The organism is Paenibacillus caseinilyticus (assembly GCF_027533645.1).
In the GTDB taxonomy this organism is placed as follows: Bacteria; Bacillota; Bacilli; order Paenibacillales; family NBRC-103111; genus Paenibacillus_G; species Paenibacillus_G caseinilyticus.
This window is the reverse complement of sequence record NZ_JAQAGY010000015.1, coordinates 61,678-77,055: the sequence shown is the minus strand read 5'-3', so window position 1 is coordinate 77,055 and position 15,378 is coordinate 61,678. Positions and strand designations below refer to the sequence as shown.

15 protein-coding genes, 1 pseudogene and 1 riboswitch are annotated in these 15,378 nt (G+C 57.5%); of the genes and pseudogenes, 12 read left to right on the top strand and 4 right to left on the bottom strand.

Annotated elements, in window-relative coordinates:
- The first annotated feature begins 237 nt into the window (after positions 1 to 237).
- The 3 genes from O9H32_RS20840 (at position 238) to O9H32_RS20830 (ending at position 3,024) form a co-directional block, all read left to right on the top strand.
- Positions 238 to 1,428: a serine hydrolase domain-containing protein gene (locus O9H32_RS20840; RefSeq protein ID WP_269868058.1), complete on the top strand. Its 1,191-nt coding sequence runs from the start codon at positions 238 to 240 to the stop codon at positions 1,426 to 1,428.
- 77 nt (positions 1,429 to 1,505) lie between these two features.
- Positions 1,506 to 1,799, top strand: coding sequence for an ArsR/SmtB family transcription factor (locus O9H32_RS20835; protein WP_406627356.1), 294 nt, complete (start codon positions 1,506 to 1,508; stop codon positions 1,797 to 1,799).
- Between the two features lie 88 nt (positions 1,800 to 1,887).
- A complete protein-coding gene (locus tag O9H32_RS20830) occupies positions 1,888 to 3,024 on the top strand; it encodes an SDR family oxidoreductase (protein ID WP_269868056.1) in 1,137 nt (378 codons plus the stop codon).
- Positions 3,025 to 3,182: 158 nt separating this feature from the next.
- On the opposite strand, the gene O9H32_RS20825 is transcribed toward O9H32_RS20830, so the two are convergent.
- The 3 genes from O9H32_RS20825 to O9H32_RS20815 form a co-directional block, all read right to left on the bottom strand.
- Positions 3,183 to 3,590 (bottom strand): hypothetical protein, encoded by a 408-nt coding sequence (locus O9H32_RS20825; protein WP_269868055.1) that lies wholly within the window; start codon positions 3,588 to 3,590, stop codon positions 3,183 to 3,185.
- Between the two features lie 228 nt (positions 3,591 to 3,818).
- Complete coding sequence (locus O9H32_RS20820; protein ID WP_269868054.1) at positions 3,819 to 5,495, bottom strand: DUF2339 domain-containing protein; 1,677 nt, start codon at positions 5,493 to 5,495, stop codon at positions 3,819 to 3,821.
- Between the two features lie 84 nt (positions 5,496 to 5,579).
- Positions 5,580 to 6,062 (bottom strand): purine/pyrimidine permease, encoded by a 483-nt coding sequence (locus tag O9H32_RS20815; RefSeq protein ID WP_269868053.1) that lies wholly within the window; start codon positions 6,060 to 6,062, stop codon positions 5,580 to 5,582.
- On the opposite strand from O9H32_RS20815, the gene O9H32_RS20810 reads away from it, so the two are divergent.
- The 4 genes and pseudogenes from O9H32_RS20810 (at position 6,063) to O9H32_RS20795 (ending at position 8,788) form a co-directional block, all read left to right on the top strand.
- On the top strand, positions 6,063 to 6,572 hold the full coding sequence (locus tag O9H32_RS20810; protein WP_269868052.1) for a LysR family transcriptional regulator: 510 nt from the start codon (positions 6,063 to 6,065) through the stop codon (positions 6,570 to 6,572).
- 36 nt (positions 6,573 to 6,608) lie between these two features.
- Positions 6,609 to 7,698, top strand: a pseudogene (gene tnpB / locus O9H32_RS20805) (IS200/IS605 family element RNA-guided endonuclease TnpB).
- Between the two features lie 143 nt (positions 7,699 to 7,841).
- The gene (locus O9H32_RS20800) at positions 7,842 to 8,231 is read left to right on the top strand and encodes a LysR family transcriptional regulator substrate-binding protein (RefSeq protein ID WP_269868051.1); all 390 of its coding nucleotides are present in this window, start codon (positions 7,842 to 7,844) and stop codon (positions 8,229 to 8,231) included.
- Between the two features lie 121 nt (positions 8,232 to 8,352).
- A riboswitch (cyclic di-AMP (ydaO/yuaA leader) is annotated at positions 8,353 to 8,502 on the top strand.
- 118 nt (positions 8,503 to 8,620) lie between these two features.
- Positions 8,621 to 8,788, top strand: a complete 168-nt coding sequence (locus O9H32_RS20795; RefSeq protein ID WP_269868050.1) for a hypothetical protein — start codon at positions 8,621 to 8,623, stop codon at positions 8,786 to 8,788.
- A 228-nt stretch (positions 8,789 to 9,016) separates the two neighbouring features.
- Here the strand turns inward: O9H32_RS20795 and O9H32_RS20790 are convergent, their stop codons facing one another.
- On the bottom strand, positions 9,017 to 9,412 hold the full coding sequence (locus tag O9H32_RS20790; RefSeq protein WP_269868049.1) for a hypothetical protein: 396 nt from the start codon (positions 9,410 to 9,412) through the stop codon (positions 9,017 to 9,019).
- Positions 9,413 to 9,575: 163 nt separating this feature from the next.
- Between O9H32_RS20790 and O9H32_RS20785 the strand changes: the two genes are divergently transcribed.
- The 5 genes from O9H32_RS20785 (at position 9,576) to O9H32_RS20765 (ending at position 15,356) form a co-directional block, all read left to right on the top strand.
- Positions 9,576 to 10,925 carry a GNAT family N-acetyltransferase gene (locus O9H32_RS20785; protein ID WP_269868048.1) on the top strand — a complete coding sequence of 450 codons (1,350 nt, stop codon included), beginning with the start codon at positions 9,576 to 9,578 and terminating at the stop codon, positions 10,923 to 10,925.
- A 250-nt stretch (positions 10,926 to 11,175) separates the two neighbouring features.
- Complete coding sequence (locus O9H32_RS20780) at positions 11,176 to 12,729, top strand: spore germination protein (RefSeq protein WP_406627360.1); 1,554 nt, start codon at positions 11,176 to 11,178, stop codon at positions 12,727 to 12,729.
- Complete coding sequence (locus O9H32_RS20775; RefSeq protein WP_269868046.1) at positions 12,726 to 13,961, top strand: Ger(x)C family spore germination protein; 1,236 nt, start codon at positions 12,726 to 12,728, stop codon at positions 13,959 to 13,961. Before O9H32_RS20780 ends, O9H32_RS20775 begins: the two co-directional genes overlap by 4 nt.
- Positions 13,962 to 13,963: 2 nt before the next feature.
- Complete coding sequence (locus tag O9H32_RS20770) at positions 13,964 to 14,197, top strand: hypothetical protein (protein WP_269868045.1); 234 nt, start codon at positions 13,964 to 13,966, stop codon at positions 14,195 to 14,197.
- Positions 14,198 to 14,264: 67 nt separating this feature from the next.
- Positions 14,265 to 15,356, top strand: a complete 1,092-nt coding sequence (locus O9H32_RS20765) for a GerAB/ArcD/ProY family transporter (protein WP_269868044.1) — start codon at positions 14,265 to 14,267, stop codon at positions 15,354 to 15,356.
- The last annotated feature ends 22 nt before the right edge of the window (positions 15,357 to 15,378 follow it).

Here is a 15,378-nt window from a genome sequence, read left to right as displayed (position 1 = left end):
TGGAATCCCATACCCATTCGCTCGCCGTGTACCACCGTATGGACCAGCACGCTGAGATCTTAAAGGACGCCGACAGGCGTTTTTCTTACGTAGGGAGGCTAGGGGGTGTGCCCGGTTTAAGGTTATTTTAAGGTTCTTTTTAAGTTACATTAAGGTTAAGTTCATATTTAGTTCATAACTAAAGTATAAATTTTACCTGATACTGGGAATTTTGAATAGAGAGAGGATACGAGTGAGATGAGAGAAACCAATGGTAAAGGCAATGGCAGCGACCCTGACCATCCCGTGGCGCATAGTCATCAGGATGTGTTCGCAGCTGAGCACAGCCCATTTGTGCCTGGGCATAGGGAGGACCCCTGGCCGACGGCAGGGTGGTTAGCCGTGGAACCGGAAGCGCAAGGAATGGATTCCGGCGTACTGGCCGGGACCATCGAAGCTTTCCGCGGACGCGGTGTGCACAGCCTCGCGGTGATAAGAGGCGGACGGCTGGTGGCGGAGGCCTATGATCGGGGGACGGAGGCGGAAGTCCCGCAGGACGTGCGTTCGGTGACGAAGAGCATCGTCTCGGCGTTGACGGGTGCGGCGCTGGCGGACGGCAAGCTGAAGAGCGTGGAGCAGCGCGCCGCCGAGTTCTTCCCTGTCTTGGAGGGAGATCCGGTCAAGTCCCAGATCCGGATCAAGCATCTGCTCTCCATGACCTCCGGACTCCAATGGGACAATGCGGAGGATCGTTCGTCCGTTGCGATGATGCATTCGGACAACTGGATCGACTATATTCTGGCCCGGCCTGCGGCGAGCAGTCCCGGCAAGGTATCGACTTACAGCAACGGGGATGCGCACCTGCTGTCCGCCGTGCTGCAGGAAGCCGTCGGAGCCCCTTTATCCGAATATGCCCGTACCCGGTTGTTCGGTCCGCTCGGCATCGGGAACTTCCGGTGGAATGCCGACCCTCAAGGCCGCAGCATCGGAGCTTGGGCGATGGCCTTGACCGCTCGGGATATGGCCAAGCTGGGATGGCTCTTCCTTAAGGAAGGAGAGTGGGAGGGCAAGGCGCTTCTGCCCAAAGGGTGGGTCCGCGAGTCGCTCTCCAAACGCGTGGTTCATCATTATAAAGACGGAAGACAGGGCGGGTACGGATACTTCTGGTGGCTGAAGCCGCTGGCGTCGGGGCTCCTTGGGGCAGATAAAAGATCCTACGAGACGTTCTATGCGGCAGGTTCCGGCGGGCAGCGCATCTTCGTCGTTCCCGGGCTTGAGCTTGTCGTCACGCTCACCGCCAGCTCTGCGGACGGAGAGATGCCGGAGGAGCTGCTGAACGGTGTCGTGCGCTCGATCCGGCCCAAGTCCCAGCTGCCGGCCGCGCCGGATTCGGCCTGTAGGCTGACGCAGGCGATCCGCTCCTTCAAGACGGAGCCCTACAAAGTGTAGGCTGTACGTCTGCGTCAACTAATTATTGACATATCTATATATATAGATATAATGTGGGTATGGACCCTTTACAGATTATGAAAGCATTATCCAACGAGACCCGGCTCCAGATTATGGAGTGGCTGAGGGAGCCCGACCAGAACTTCGGTCCCCAGCTTACGCTTCCTCCCGACTCGGACTTTACCCGCGCGGTCTGCGTGGGGAGCATACAGGAGAAAGCCGGATTGTCCCAATCCGTCATATCGGGCTATCTGACGGCACTTCACAAAGCCGGGCTGCTCGAATCGAGGCGGTTCGGCCAATGGACCTATTACCGGCGCAACGAGAATACCATACGAAGATTTGCCGAATTTATCGGCAAGGACATGTAGGCAGCTAAGACGGAAGGCTGCCGTTTTTTTGGGACAATATATCTGTATTTCTAGATATACAAATATCAATATTGGTGGAGGGATCATTATGGTATGGAATAGGGAAGCTGCGGAGAAGAACGGGCACGAGGCGGACCCTCACAGAGGCTATTCGGAGGGGGGTGGAGGGTCAACGGACCGGAAGGTCGCTCTGGTCGTAGGGGCGCAGGGGGTTATCGGGCGCAATCTCATCGATTATCTGGCTTCGCTCCCGGAGTGGGAGATCATCGGCTTATCGAGACGCGGAGGCGAATCCACGGATCGGGTACGGTATATCTCCGTCGATCTGTTGGACCGCAGCGACTGCTTGGCGAAGCTCGGGGGACTAAACCAAGTCACGCATATATTCTACGCCGCTTACCAAGACCGTCCGACCTGGGCCGAGCTCTCGCCGCCGAATCTCGCCATGCTCGTACATGTCGTAGAGGCAGTGGAAGCTGCCTCCCCTGCACTCCGGCACGTCTCCCTCATGCAGGGATACAAAGTCTACGGGGCGCACCTCGGACCGTTCAAGACACCTGCCCGTGAGAGCGATGCCCCTCCGATGCCTCCCGAGTTCAATGCCGAGCAGCAGCGATATCTCGAAGAAAGGCAGAAGGGCAAAGCTTGGACCTGGTCTGCGCTGCGGCCATCGGTGGTCGGCGGGTTTGCCACCGGCAATCCGATGAATCTCGCTCTGCTCATCGCTGTCTATGCCACGATCTCCAAGGAGCTCGGGCTGCCGCTGCGCTTTCCGGGCAAACCCGGCGCCTACGACAAGCTGATGGAGATGACGGACGCGGGGCTGCTCGCCAAGGCTACCGTATGGGCGGCCACAGACGAGCGGTGCGCCAACCAGGCGTTCAATATCAACAACGGCGACCTGTTCCGCTGGAATGATATGTGGCCGAAGATTGCCCGATACTTCGACATGGAGACTGCCCCTCCGCAGCAGCTGGCCCTTGTGGAGGCGATGGCTGACAAAGAGCCGCTCTGGGAGGCGGTGAAGGGCAAATACGGTTTGGAGAGCACGCCTTATAAGGACGTGGCGGCGTGGGCTTTCGGCGATTTTGTGTTTTCGTGGGATTACGATTTTTTTGCCGACGGCTCGAAGGCGCGCCGGTTCGGCTTCCATGAGTATGTCGATACCGAAGCGATGTTCACGGACATCTTTGATGACTTCCGCCGGCGCCGGATCATTCCATAATCACGGGCGGGGGCTTCTCTAGAACGGGACGATGAAGGGATGATAAAGCGATGATAAGCGATGCCGCAGCAATAGGGTGAAGCAATGAGGTAGAACGCACAGAAGCCGCCCTGGCCAGAGGGGCGGCTTCTCAGACTTGGTTTCACTGTGGCAATAGATCAGGTGCGGGCGCTGCCGTAGACGCTGCGCTCGACAATCTCTTCGAGCTCGGATTTCTGCGCGAGGTAATCTTCTGCAGTCAGGCTCCCGCCGGCGAGCCGGGCGTCGAGCTGCTCCGCGAGCTGGGCAACCTGCAGGCGGACCACTTGGCGGGCATCCCGGCCGTTCCGCTGGGCGATGCCGGCAAGCGACTCTCCCTCGAGCAGGGCATCGTATACCTCTCCGTCGGAAGAAGCGCCGAGCACCTGGAGGAAATCGCCTTGGCTTGCCGTATGTATGTTCTTGGTGGCCGTCAGTTCCAGCACGGAGCTCAGCGAATCCGCTTTGGACTCCTTGCTCCACAGGCCGCCGCCGATAGTGATCGTGAGCACCATTGTTCCGACGACAAGAATGAATTTCGATCTCATGGTTCGTCCTCATTTCATGGTATGAATGCTTAGACGCGAGGCGTCCTTTTGTCTGTTAACCACTTCCAGTATACCTCAAACGTCAAACACCGTCTTTGGACCCGCGCCTTGTTTGAACCTGGACCAAAGTCTAGGTTCAAACAAGGCGCGAAGGCTCCAAGACGCCGGCTGCATCATGCTCCGGTGCGGGATCGGGCCGAGTCTATCCGGCTGCCGGGCAAGCACGTCTCATTCTTCCCGCTGGGCTCCGCTGCCGTAGAACATGCGGGAGATTCCGATACCGGCGGCTCCGAGGCCGATGAATAGCACCGCCTTGACCCATAGGGCCACATTCGGCAGATCGAGGAAGATGACCTTGATCAGCGTCAAGAATAAGAGGCAGAGGCCGGCCAGGCGAACGCTCTTGCGGCTTCGGCGGATGCCGAAGAAGAGAACCGCGACCGCATAGAGCGACCAGACCAGCGAGACGAGCAGATGCTGTATTTGGACCGGGAGTCCGCCGGCTGCGGCGCTGGTGAAGTCCGCAAGGAAAAGGAGCAGTACGCCGGCCATCATCGAAGCGAGCACGGCAGCGGCCTTGCGGGTGGACTCCGCAAGATGCCGGGTATACAGGAAGCGGATCGCTGCCAGGCTCACCAGCGTGATCAGCCAGGTCAGCGACTGCAGGGACCAGGGGGACTCCATCCCATGCGCCAGATATCCCGCGGCCAGCAGCAGGCCAAGGATGTACACGATCAGGGCGTTGGCCTGCTGCAGCCGGCTCCGGACAGTGACCCCGAGATAGAAGGAGGCTGCTCCCTGCAGCTCAAGCGCCAGAGGCAGCGTGCGGCCGGGCAGTACGGCAGCGAGATAGGCGAGCAGCGCGTAAGTCAGGATCATCAGCCCGTAGGGCAGGGAGGCGGCCGCCCGTGCCCGCAGGAACCAGGAGACGGCCGCATAGAGCGCCGTGAAGGCGAGCAGCGCCGCCTCATACACCTGGGGCTCGAACGTCAGCTTGAACCAGACGGCCATGATCGCGAAACTTAGCACGAGCACCTTGGTGTGATGCCGAAGCAGTGACTGGCCCGCGATCAAGGCGCAGAGGAGAATAAAATGCTGCGCCAGCACGCCGACAGCCATCGCTTCCGCACCTGTCCCGGTCAGGACAGGGAAGAGCAGGAGCGAGAGCTGCTGCAGCGCGAAGATCGTATAGAACAGCGTCACGAACCGCAGCTTCATCGCGAGGAGCAGGAAGGCCGTGAACAGCAGCGTATCATAAGATACCAGGAAGAGCGGGGAAGGCTCGCTGCTGCGCACCAGGAACGGAGCCAGGATGCCGGCGAGACTCGCGAGCACGGCCAGCGTCTCCGAGCGAAGCCTTGCGGCAACAGCAAGACCCGCGAGCACCCATAGCACGTTCAGGGCAAAGGCCGGCACAGTACCGAAGAAGCCATAGAAATAGTGGGCGGCGAACGTGCTCAGCATAAAGATGCTCAGGGCACCGCCGAGCAGCACTTGCGAGAGCAGCACGCGCCCCATCCGCTGCTGGCGCCACCCGGCATAGAAGCATGCCGCTCCGGCGGCGAAACCCAGCATACACCGCAGCGCGGGGCTGAGCAGCCCGGCGTCAGCAGCTGCCTTGAAGCCCCACAGTACGCCGATCAGGAGCACGAACATGAAGATTCGGGGCAGCCATACCTTGGCGATCAGATGCTCCCAGTCTACCGGCTTGCGTACTTCCGGCTTCCGCTCTACCGGTGCCTGCGGGGAACCGGCGGATGCCGGAGTCTGGGCGGGCTTCGAATTGCTGCGGGAAGCCCCGGAAGGCAGCCCGGTCCCTGCGGGAGTCCGGCTCAGCCGCCGGACTTCCCGCTCGAGCTCCAGCACGCGGCGCTCCAGCTGGTCAACACGGTCTATCAGGTCCATAGGTCACCTCTCGAACCGCCGGATGCGCGTTGCACGCGGGGCCGGCGTCGGATTGTTTTTCCTATAGTTAACCATGAATCCCATCTAAATGGAAGAAGAACGCTCCGCACCGCTCCGCTGCCAGTTCACGGTATTCTCCAGCAGAACGGAGAGCAGCACGCCGACTACAAGACCGTTGCTGAGGAGGGGACGGATGTAGACAGGCAGCGCCTGCAGGGCCTCCGGCGGCAAGGTCATGACGGCAATTCCGGTCAACACCGGGAGGGCGACACGGTAGACGGTTTTGGCATCGTACGCTTCCTTCTGGAAATAGCGGAGGGCCGTGCCGAACAGGGGCAGATAGGCCACGAAGAGCACGCTGCTGCCTACGGAGGACGGCATCGTCGAGAAGAAAGCGCCCAGCGGCGCGATGCAGCCCAGCGGCGCGAGCAGTACACCTCCGGCCGCCATGGCGGAGCGCTCGAGCACTTTGGTGCTCTCGAGAAAACCGACGGAGGAAGTGAATAGACCGAAGGGAACGAGGCCGAAGACGAAGGACAGATCACCGCTGCCGCCAAAAAGCTGCATATGTCGCAGCCGCCCCTCAGCCAGCAGCTGAAGCTGCTCGAGAACGAGCTCGGCGTCGCTTTATTCGAGCGCAGGGGGCGGTCGCTGCATTTGACCGAACCCGGCAGGGTACTCTACGGACACGCGCTCCGCATCACGAAGCTGATGGAGCAGGCGAGGGGAGAGGTAGGGGAGATTGGGCGGGGAACCCGGGGCAAGTTCATCCTCGGCATCAATACGCTGTCGGACTTTCAGCTGCCGCTGCTGCTCCGCTCGTTCAAAGAGACGTATCCCGAGGTAACGTACAAAATCCAGCAGAACGAGTCCGCGCAGCTCTGCAAGCTGCTCCGCGACCGCGAGATCGAACTCGCCATCGTCCGGCTGCCCGTGCCCCTAACCGACTTCTCGCTGGTCCACTTGGGGACGGAACCTTTTTATCCTACCCAAGCGAGAATACCCCGACTTCAAGCGTTAGCTAAGTGGGGGATGGATCACGTTTTTTTGCGACCAATCCGAACGTATGTGCTATAATGTTTCTATACTCACTATGGAAGGAGGTTGTGCGGCATGCTCATTCATAAAGCCTATAAATACCGCATCTATCCGTCGAAAGAGCAACAAACGCTTATCCACCAGATGTTAGGCTGTTGCCGTTTTGTGTTCAATCACTTCTTAGGGAAGTGGAATGATACCTATGCGGCAACAGGTAAAGGCTTGTCGTACAATACATGTGCCACGCAGCTGCCGGCACTGAAAACCTCCTTTGAATGGCTTAAAGAAGTGGATAGCATCGCATTACAATCGGCTGTGAAGCACGTTGCTGACAGCTTTAACCGATTTTTCAAAAAGCAGACTCTGGGCACCACGCTTTAAAAGCCGGAAGAATCCTATTCAAAGCTACACAACCAAGTATACGAATGGCAATATTGCAATCCAAGGCAACCAAGTCAAGCTTCCGAAGCTGGGCTGGGTTCGTTTTGCAAATTCCAGAACCTGCGGAGGACGCATTCTTTCCGCTACGGTACGACGAAATGCGGTGGGCAAGTATTTCGTATCGCTTGTTTGTGAAGTAGAGCAGCAATCCTTGCCGCCAGCCGATAAGCATATCGGTATTGATCTTGGCTTAAAAGAGTTTGCGGTCTGTTCGGACGGACTGCGAGTTGCAAGCCCAAAGGCTTTCCGCAAATACGAGAAGAAGTTAGCCTTCTGGCAGCGCCGTATGAGCCGCCGCACCAAAGGTGGATCGAACTGGCATAAAGCCAAAATCAAGGCAGCTCGCATCCATGAGAAAATGGCAAATATCCGCCAAGACTTCTTGCACCAGCTGTCCACGAAGCTGATTCGTGAAAACCAAACGATCAGCATCGAAAGCCTGCAAGTGGGGAATATGCTCAAAAATCATAAGCTGGCAAAATTCATCGCAGATGCATCCTGGAGTGAATTTGCAAGGCAGCTTACCTATAAATCCGAATGGTATGGACGCATCCTAAAGGTGGCGGACACGTATGCACCAACCAGCCAAATGTGCCATGTGTGCGGCTTTGTGAATCCAGCAGTCAAGCATCTATCCGTTCGGCAGTGGAGCTGTCCATCCTGTGGTGCTTTGCATGATCGGGACGAAAATGCCGCCCGAAATATAAAAAAACTCGCTATATAGCGGCTCTGTAAAGCTGTGGGAACCACAGTTCCGCTTGGCATGCAGCTTAGTGCTGTATAGTTTGAACCAGTAGGTTCGATTATCCAAGAATCCCCCGCTTCAAGCGTTAGCTAAGTGGTGGGAGTGTTCAATTCATTACCTCGGTGCCGGCCGGCAAGGGGATCCGCAGCGCCAAGGCGGACTACGGGCAGATCGCCCGTCTCCCGCTCATCCTGCCGAGTGCGGAAGGGCTGGGGCTGTACCATGCGCTCCTGGAGAAGTTCACGCGGCGCAAGCTCACGCCGCACATCGTATGCGAGTGCTCCGATATCGCCATGTTAATGAGATTGGTAGCCTCCGGTTTCGGCGCGAGCCTCGTGCCGAAGACGGTGCTCCAGCTTCATCAGGGTCATGAAGTGACAGCCTTCGAAGTCGATGATTCCCATGACTCCATGTCCCTCGGTCTCATCTGGCTGAAGCATCAGGAACTGTCGGCGGCGGCGCAGCGGTTTGTCGATTATTTGTCCGAACACTATGATATATCCGGCGGCTGACCAAGGGCAGGGGACGGGCCCCCGAAAAAAAAGTGTGACTTTGTCTAAAATGCTTGTTTCGCGTCTTGCATTCTGGGGTAATTCATAGTAAACTCCTTTTTGTACCTATATTTTACAATTGCATATTCGATCGCTGAATTTTCTGTAAGAAAAGCGGGGGAACCAAGTTATCATGGGGTGAATCGGCCTGTACCTTGCGTACACAGCCGAAGGGCGCATTCTCACTGCCCGAATCCGACAGCTAACCTCGTAAGCGAAGTGGGAAGGATAGATGTGTGTTGAGGGACACAAGGCTAGCCTTGTGTTTTTTTAGTTATCCAAATACACCGCTTTCATTCCAAAACAGATGGGAGATCAAACAATTCATGACCTGATTGGAGGATGAACACATGACTTACAAAGAAAAGCTGTTTCATTTGGTAGACGGGCTGGATGAGAAAGATCAGAAATCGGCATACGAATATCTGCAGTCTCTTGCAAGCATGAATGTCCAAGAATTCGACCATGAAGACGAGATCCACATTTTGGGCAACCGCTTTTTCGTCGTACCGGATTAACCGGTCCCGGTGACTCGAACGAGCTCAGCGAGGTACACTTACACGTACTGTACGGTGGGACAAAAAGGAGTTTCTACCCCAGCCCTGCAGGCTGCAAATTCCGCTTCAAGAACCTCCGCTCATGCCTACGGAGGAAGACAGGCGTCTTCCCCTTCATTCGAAACCCGCTAAGGTGCGGGTTTTTTGTGCATCTCTAAGAATTTAAATCTCGCCAGGGCGCGGCCGGATCTAATAACCGAGATAATGATGCTCCGTCTCCTTGCGCTTGTCGAGGGACAGCTTAATATACAGCTGGGTCATCTCGCTGAGCGGGTTATCCAGCATCACCAGCGGGTCATTGAGGTGAATATACTCGATCGACCAGCTGTGAAAAAGCAGCTTGCCCGTCTCTTCCAGCCCCTCGAAGGCAAAATCCCCGCCGTATTGGAAGATCCCTTGGCTGTCCCGCAGCAGCAGATCGAGCCGCTTGGAGCTGAGATGAACACTGATCAGCACGCTGTCTGACATCGGAATGAGCAGGGTCCCGGCCTTGACTCCGAGTCCCAGCTTGCGCCAGTCCCCGGCAATCGTCTCGGCCAGCGTATACTCATCGGGAAAATCACTCATATCCATCCTGCCTTTCATATGGAAACACCCGAGAAAAAGATGGAGGGCCGCTTCCAGAAGAAGTAATATTATATCAGTAGTATGGGTACTATGCGGGGTCCTATACGTCCGTAGTATCTTGGATCTGAAAGGGACAAACAAACAAACAAACGGGGATGGGGAGATCACAATGAAGATCGGTTTGGCGCAAACAAGATTTCCGAAGTCACTTCAGGACGGTACGGCGGCAGTACGGGAGATGCTGGAGCGGGCTGCGCAAGAAGGCTGCGCTCTGGTCTGTTTTCCGGAGGCGGTGATTCCGGGGCTGCGCGGCGTGGGGCATCCCGTCGAGTCTTACGATCACGGGGCGGCCGAGGCCGCTCTGGAGGAAGTGAGAGAAACGGCCGGGCGCCTGGGCGTAGCCGTGATTCTCCCTATGGAATGGCGCAGCGAGCTGGGCCTGCATCTCGTGGCCTTCGTCATCTCGGAGACAGGGGAGCTGCTGGGCTACCAGACGAAGAATCAGATCGATCCGGACGAGGATGCCTTCGGATATGTCGCGGGGACCGGCCGCCGGATCTTCGCAGCGGGCGGTCTGACATTCGGCATCGCGATCTGCCACGAAGCGTGGAGATATCCCGAGACGGTCCGCTGGGCCGCGCAGCAGGGAGCGCAGATCGTGTTTCATCCCCAGTATACGGGAAAGACGGCATACCCAGCATTCTATCAAGGGGCGCTCTTGTGCCGCAGCCTCGAGAACGGGATATACTTTGCCAGCGTGAATTACGCGCTTGTGGAGCAGGACATTGCCTCCCAGGTGATCGGCCCAAGCGGCGAACGGCTGTGCGAGGCGGGGACGGCGTCGGAGGAGCTTGCGGTGTGCGACATCGATCCATCCTTGGCGGAGCGGCGGCTCGTCGAGCGGTTCCGCCCGGATCTGCTTGCCGATGACCTGTCCGCCGTGGGTGCTTCGGAGGCACTGGAGGGGGAACAGATTAGCCTGCGGGTGCTGACCCCGGTGCATACGGAGACGCTTTTTCATCATGAACTGGCGAACCGCGATTTTTTTTGCCTCTACACGGGCACGACCAATGAGGATTTCTATACGGTGGAAGGCCAGCGGAACCGGATACTTCGTTACCTTCGGAAGCGGCAGCGGGACGAGGCGTATCTCTACGGCATCTTTCTGCGGGAGAGCGGCGAATTGATTGGTACGATCTCGCTCATGGAGGTGATGAGAGGCAGCCTTCAGAGCTGCTTCGTCGGTTATACGCTGGACAAGGCTCATAACGGGAAGGGCTATATGACGGAAGCCGTCCGTCTGCTCGTGAAGCATGCCTTTGAAGTTCTCGGCCTGCAGCGCATCGATGCCGGCGTGATGCCGCATAACACCGGTTCGATCAGGGTACTGGAGAAGGCCGGCTTCCGGCAGGAGGGGCTCGCCCGGAAGAATGTGGAGATTAACGGAGTCCGGCAGGATCATCTGATGCTGGGCATTGTCCGTGAGCCGGCAGACCCGGCTGTGACGGCCCATCCGCTGGATGCCGGCTAGAAGGTACAGAGGGGATAAGAACTGCCCGTCCCATGGATAGACGAAGCCAGCCAGGCTATTTGACAAGTCGGGCTGGCTTTTTTGGATACATAAGAATTTATATCTCGAGCCAGGGCTCGATCCTGTCTGCGCCGAACAGAGCCTGCTGCAGGAACAGGGGTTTAGGCCACTCTGTCTCTGGCAACAATGGGGGTATCGATCGTATGAGCGGGAGGGCGGACAGGTGGGGATTGTATCAACCATACGCAGCATGTTCGGAGCGCCCCAGCATCCGAGCCAGGCGGATTCGCAAGCCAAGCCGCCGGCGGACGATACGCTCTCTGCGGATTTGAGCCTGACGCTCAAGAAGTTTCAGGGTCAGCTCGGAAGCAGCCCGGATGTCATCATCCGCCATATGGCCTTCGGCCCCCGCAATGACCGGCTCGCTCTGCTTTATGTGGAAGGGATTGCCGAGACGAGGCCGGTACTGGAATTTCTCATGCAGAAGGCATCCGATCCCGAGTTTCATTCGACCGTCGTCCACTCGGATCTATGGAACCTGCTGTGCGATAAGCTCCTGGCTGTCGGGGAGATTAAGAAGTCGGCGTCCCTGCAGACGCTCTGTCATTCTGCATTGTGCGGCGATACGGTGCTGCTGGTCCATGGCTATGCCGCGGGACTTGTTCTCGGTACGAAGCAGTGGAAGGACCGGGGGGTGGAGGAGCCGAGCGCGCAGACCGTCGTGCGCGGACCGAGGGACGGCTTCACGGAAACGCTGCGTACCAATACCGCGCTCGTCCGGCGCAGAATCAAAAGCCCGGATCTGCGTATGGAAGCGAGAACGATCGGCCGCGTGACCCAGACGGATGTGGCGCTGCTCTATATTCAAGGCATCGTGAATGAATCGGTGCTGGGCGAAGTGAGAAACCGGCTGGAGCGGATCGACATTGATGCGATCCTGGAGAGCGGCTACATTGAGGAACTCATTCAGGATTCAACCTGGTCTCCATTTCCCACGATATATAACACGGAGAGGCCCGACGCTCTGGCAGCCGGCATCCTGGAAGGGAGAGTGGCGATCCTTATTGACGGCACGCCCTTTGCGCTGCTCGTACCGGCCCTGTTCTCCCAGTTTTTCCAGTCGTCGGAGGACTATTACCAGCGGGCCGATTTTGCTACTCTGCTCCGCATCCTGCGGTATCTGTGTTTTTTTGTAACGCTTCTTGCGCCCTCCCTGTACGTGGCGGTCACCACCTTCCATCAGGAGCTGCTGCCTCCGGAGCTCTTGATCCGGCTTGTGGCTGCTAGGGAGGGAGTGCCGTTCCCCGCATTCGTGGAAGCGATGATGATGGAGCTTACCTTCGAGATTCTCCGGGAAGCAGGGATTCGGATGCCGCGGACGGTAGGGCAAGCGGTGTCGATCGTCGGTACGCTGGTGATCGGACAAGCTGCGGTGGAAGCCGGACTGGTCTCCCCGTCCATGGTCATCGTGGTATCGATTACGGCAATCTCGAATTTTGTTATTCCGTCTTTCAATATGGGGATATCGCTGCGGATCCTCCGGTTCTTCATCATGTTCATCGCAGCTTCGTTCGGTTTGTTCGGCATCGTCGTCTGCCTGATCGGCGTCGTACTGCATCTGTGCAGCCTTCGTTCCTTCGGAGTGCCCTATTTGAGCCCGTTTGCCCCCTTCATCCTGGAAGAACAGAAAGATTCCATCTTTCGCCTGCCTCAATGGGCGTTGTTCAGAAGACCCAAGCTCATTGCCCAGAACAACAGGCAGCGGGGGCAGTCTCCCGTGCCGCGGCCCGAAAAACGAGTATGAAAACGAGTGTGAAAACGAGTATGAACCTGCGCAGACTTCTGCTGGCGGCCGTCCTGGTGCTGTCCCTGCTAGCCGTTACCGGATGCTGGAACCGGAGGGAATTGAACGAACTGACGATTGTCTTCGCGCTTGGAATCGACAAGGCCGAGGACGGTTACCTGGTCAGCGTGCAGCTGGTGAATGCCCAAGAGATAGCTTCGAAGGGCGGCTCCGGTTACGCGACGCCGATCACCGTATACTCATCGAAGGGAGCCACGGTATTCGAAGCGCTGCGCCGGATGTCGACCAAGCTGAACCGGAGAATGTATCTGTCCCACATCCGGGCCGTGGTGATCGGAGAAGAGGTGGCGCGTCAAGGGGTGGGCGACGCCTTGGATTTTCTCTCGCGGGATCATGAGCTCCGCACCGATTTCTTCGTCCTGATCGCGAGGGAGTCGCGGGCCGAACAGATCCTGGGCGCCCTGACGCCGTTGGAGAAGATTCCGGCGAACAAAATGTACTCGGCGCTGCAGGTGATGAAAGAGAACTGGGCCGGAGAGACGGAAATTACGCTCGATGATCTTCTGTCCGATATGCTCAGCAAAGGAACGAACCCGGTCGTTACCGGAATTCAATTGACGGGCTCCACCCAGCGGGCCATGAATAAATCGAATGTCGGAAAAACGGTGACGGATACGGTGCTGCGGTACCACGGGATGGCTGCTTTCCGGGATGACCGGCTGGCCGGCTGGCTGACCGAAGAAGAGGCCATCGGGTTCAATTATGTGCTGCGGAATCTGAAGAGCTCGATCGTGAATCTCCGCTGCCCGGGCGGCGGGGGAAAAGTAGCAATGGAGCTGACCCGCATCCAAAGCAAGATCCGTGCGAGCGCACAAGACGGAGCTCCGGAGATAACCATCCGGCTAGAAACGGAGGCCAATATCGGCGATGTGGAATGTCCGCTGAAGGTGATGGATATCCAGACCGTACCTGAGATCGAGCAGCGGCTCGAAGAAGCCATCCGGGGCAGCATCCGGGCTGGCGTCCAAGCGTCCCAGAAGAGGCTGAAAACAGACATCTTCGGGTTCGGCAATGCCGTGCACAGGGACCAGCCGAAGATCTGGAAGCAGGTGCAGACCCGCTGGGAATCGGTGATGCCCGGCGTGCCTGTCGAGGTGGAGGTGGATGCCAAACTCCGGAGGGTCGGAACCGTGAAAGAGCCTGTTAATCACAAAAAGGAGGCGGAAGAATAGCCATGTGGTCCGCTTTCTGCATTCTGTTGATTGCCGGCCTGATCTGGATGTACGAAGCGCCGGGCTTGTGGAGGAAGGGAAGCTACAGGGATTTGGCCGCTTTCAGTCTCTTGCTTGTCTACGGCACCGGTGTGGCCATGGCGCAGGCGGCTCATCTCCCCATCCCGAATCCTAGCCGTGGTTTGGAAATGGTGTTCCGTCCCGCAGGCGAAGCGCTGGAGCGATGGTTGAAGTAGGTCAAGGCTACGGAAGGGGAATCCCTCGTGAGAACGGCAGGCAATCGGCAGGGGGCCGTGGAGAATCATGGATAAAAGCGTAATCAGCACCGCCCAGTTCCAACTGCTCGTCATCCTCTTCACCATCGGGACGACGATCCTCATTACGCCTGCGGGGTTGGCGGCCGAGGCGCATCAGGATGCCTGGATTGCTGCGGTTATCGGCGTTGTCATGGGGATGCCCGCGGTGTGGTTTGTCGGCTTTTTCGGCAGGCGGCTGGGACAGAAGAGCTTTGTGGAGTACTGCCGTGAAGTGCTTGGCACATGGATAGGAACGGCCGTATGCCTTTTCTATATTTTTTTCTTTTTTGTGTCCGCGGCTTCGCTGATCAGCTATGTAAGCAATTTTTTAACGACGCAGATTCTGGTCGAAACGCCGGTCCAATTCATTCATTTGCTGTTTGCCATCATCGTCGTGATGGCGCTGCGCCTTGGGCTTGAGACGATCGCGAGAACGGCCGAAATCTTCTTCCCCTGGTTTCTGCTCCTGTTCGCGGGCCTCGCGCTCCTTCTGCTGCCGAAGATCGATATCGAGAAGGTACAACCGCTCTTCGAGGCAGACCTGAAGTCGCTGCTGCGCTCCGGCATCACCCTCATGGGGATCTCGGCGTTCCCGCTCATCTCGTTCCTCATGGTTATTCCTTCCGTCAAACGACCGCAGACGACCGGAAAAGCAATCGTCTCGGCCAATCTGACGGGCGGATTTTTTATCATCGCCATCTCCTTCCTGAGCATCGCGGTGCTGGGGGCGGATTTGACCGAGAGGCTCATGTATCCGAGCTATGCGCTGGCCAAGAAAATCAGTGTTGGCAAGTTCATTGAACGGGTCGAAATCATTATTGCCGCGTTGTGGTTCATCTCCATTTTTTTTAAATTAACGCTGTATCTGTATGCCAGTGCCTTATCGCTGTCGCAGCTTGTCCGGATGAAGAGCTACCGGCCCTTGGTTCTGCCGCTCGGCATGCTGCTGGTGGTCTACGGACAAGTGGTTTATCCGAATGTGAATTATATGGCGGAGTGGGATAAGAAAGTGTGGGAGCCCTTGGTCCTGGTGGTCGGATTGATCATCCCTGTGATGCTTCTCGCGGTAGAACGTATACGCAAAGCATGGGGACAATAGAAGGAGCGGCTGTCATACGGCG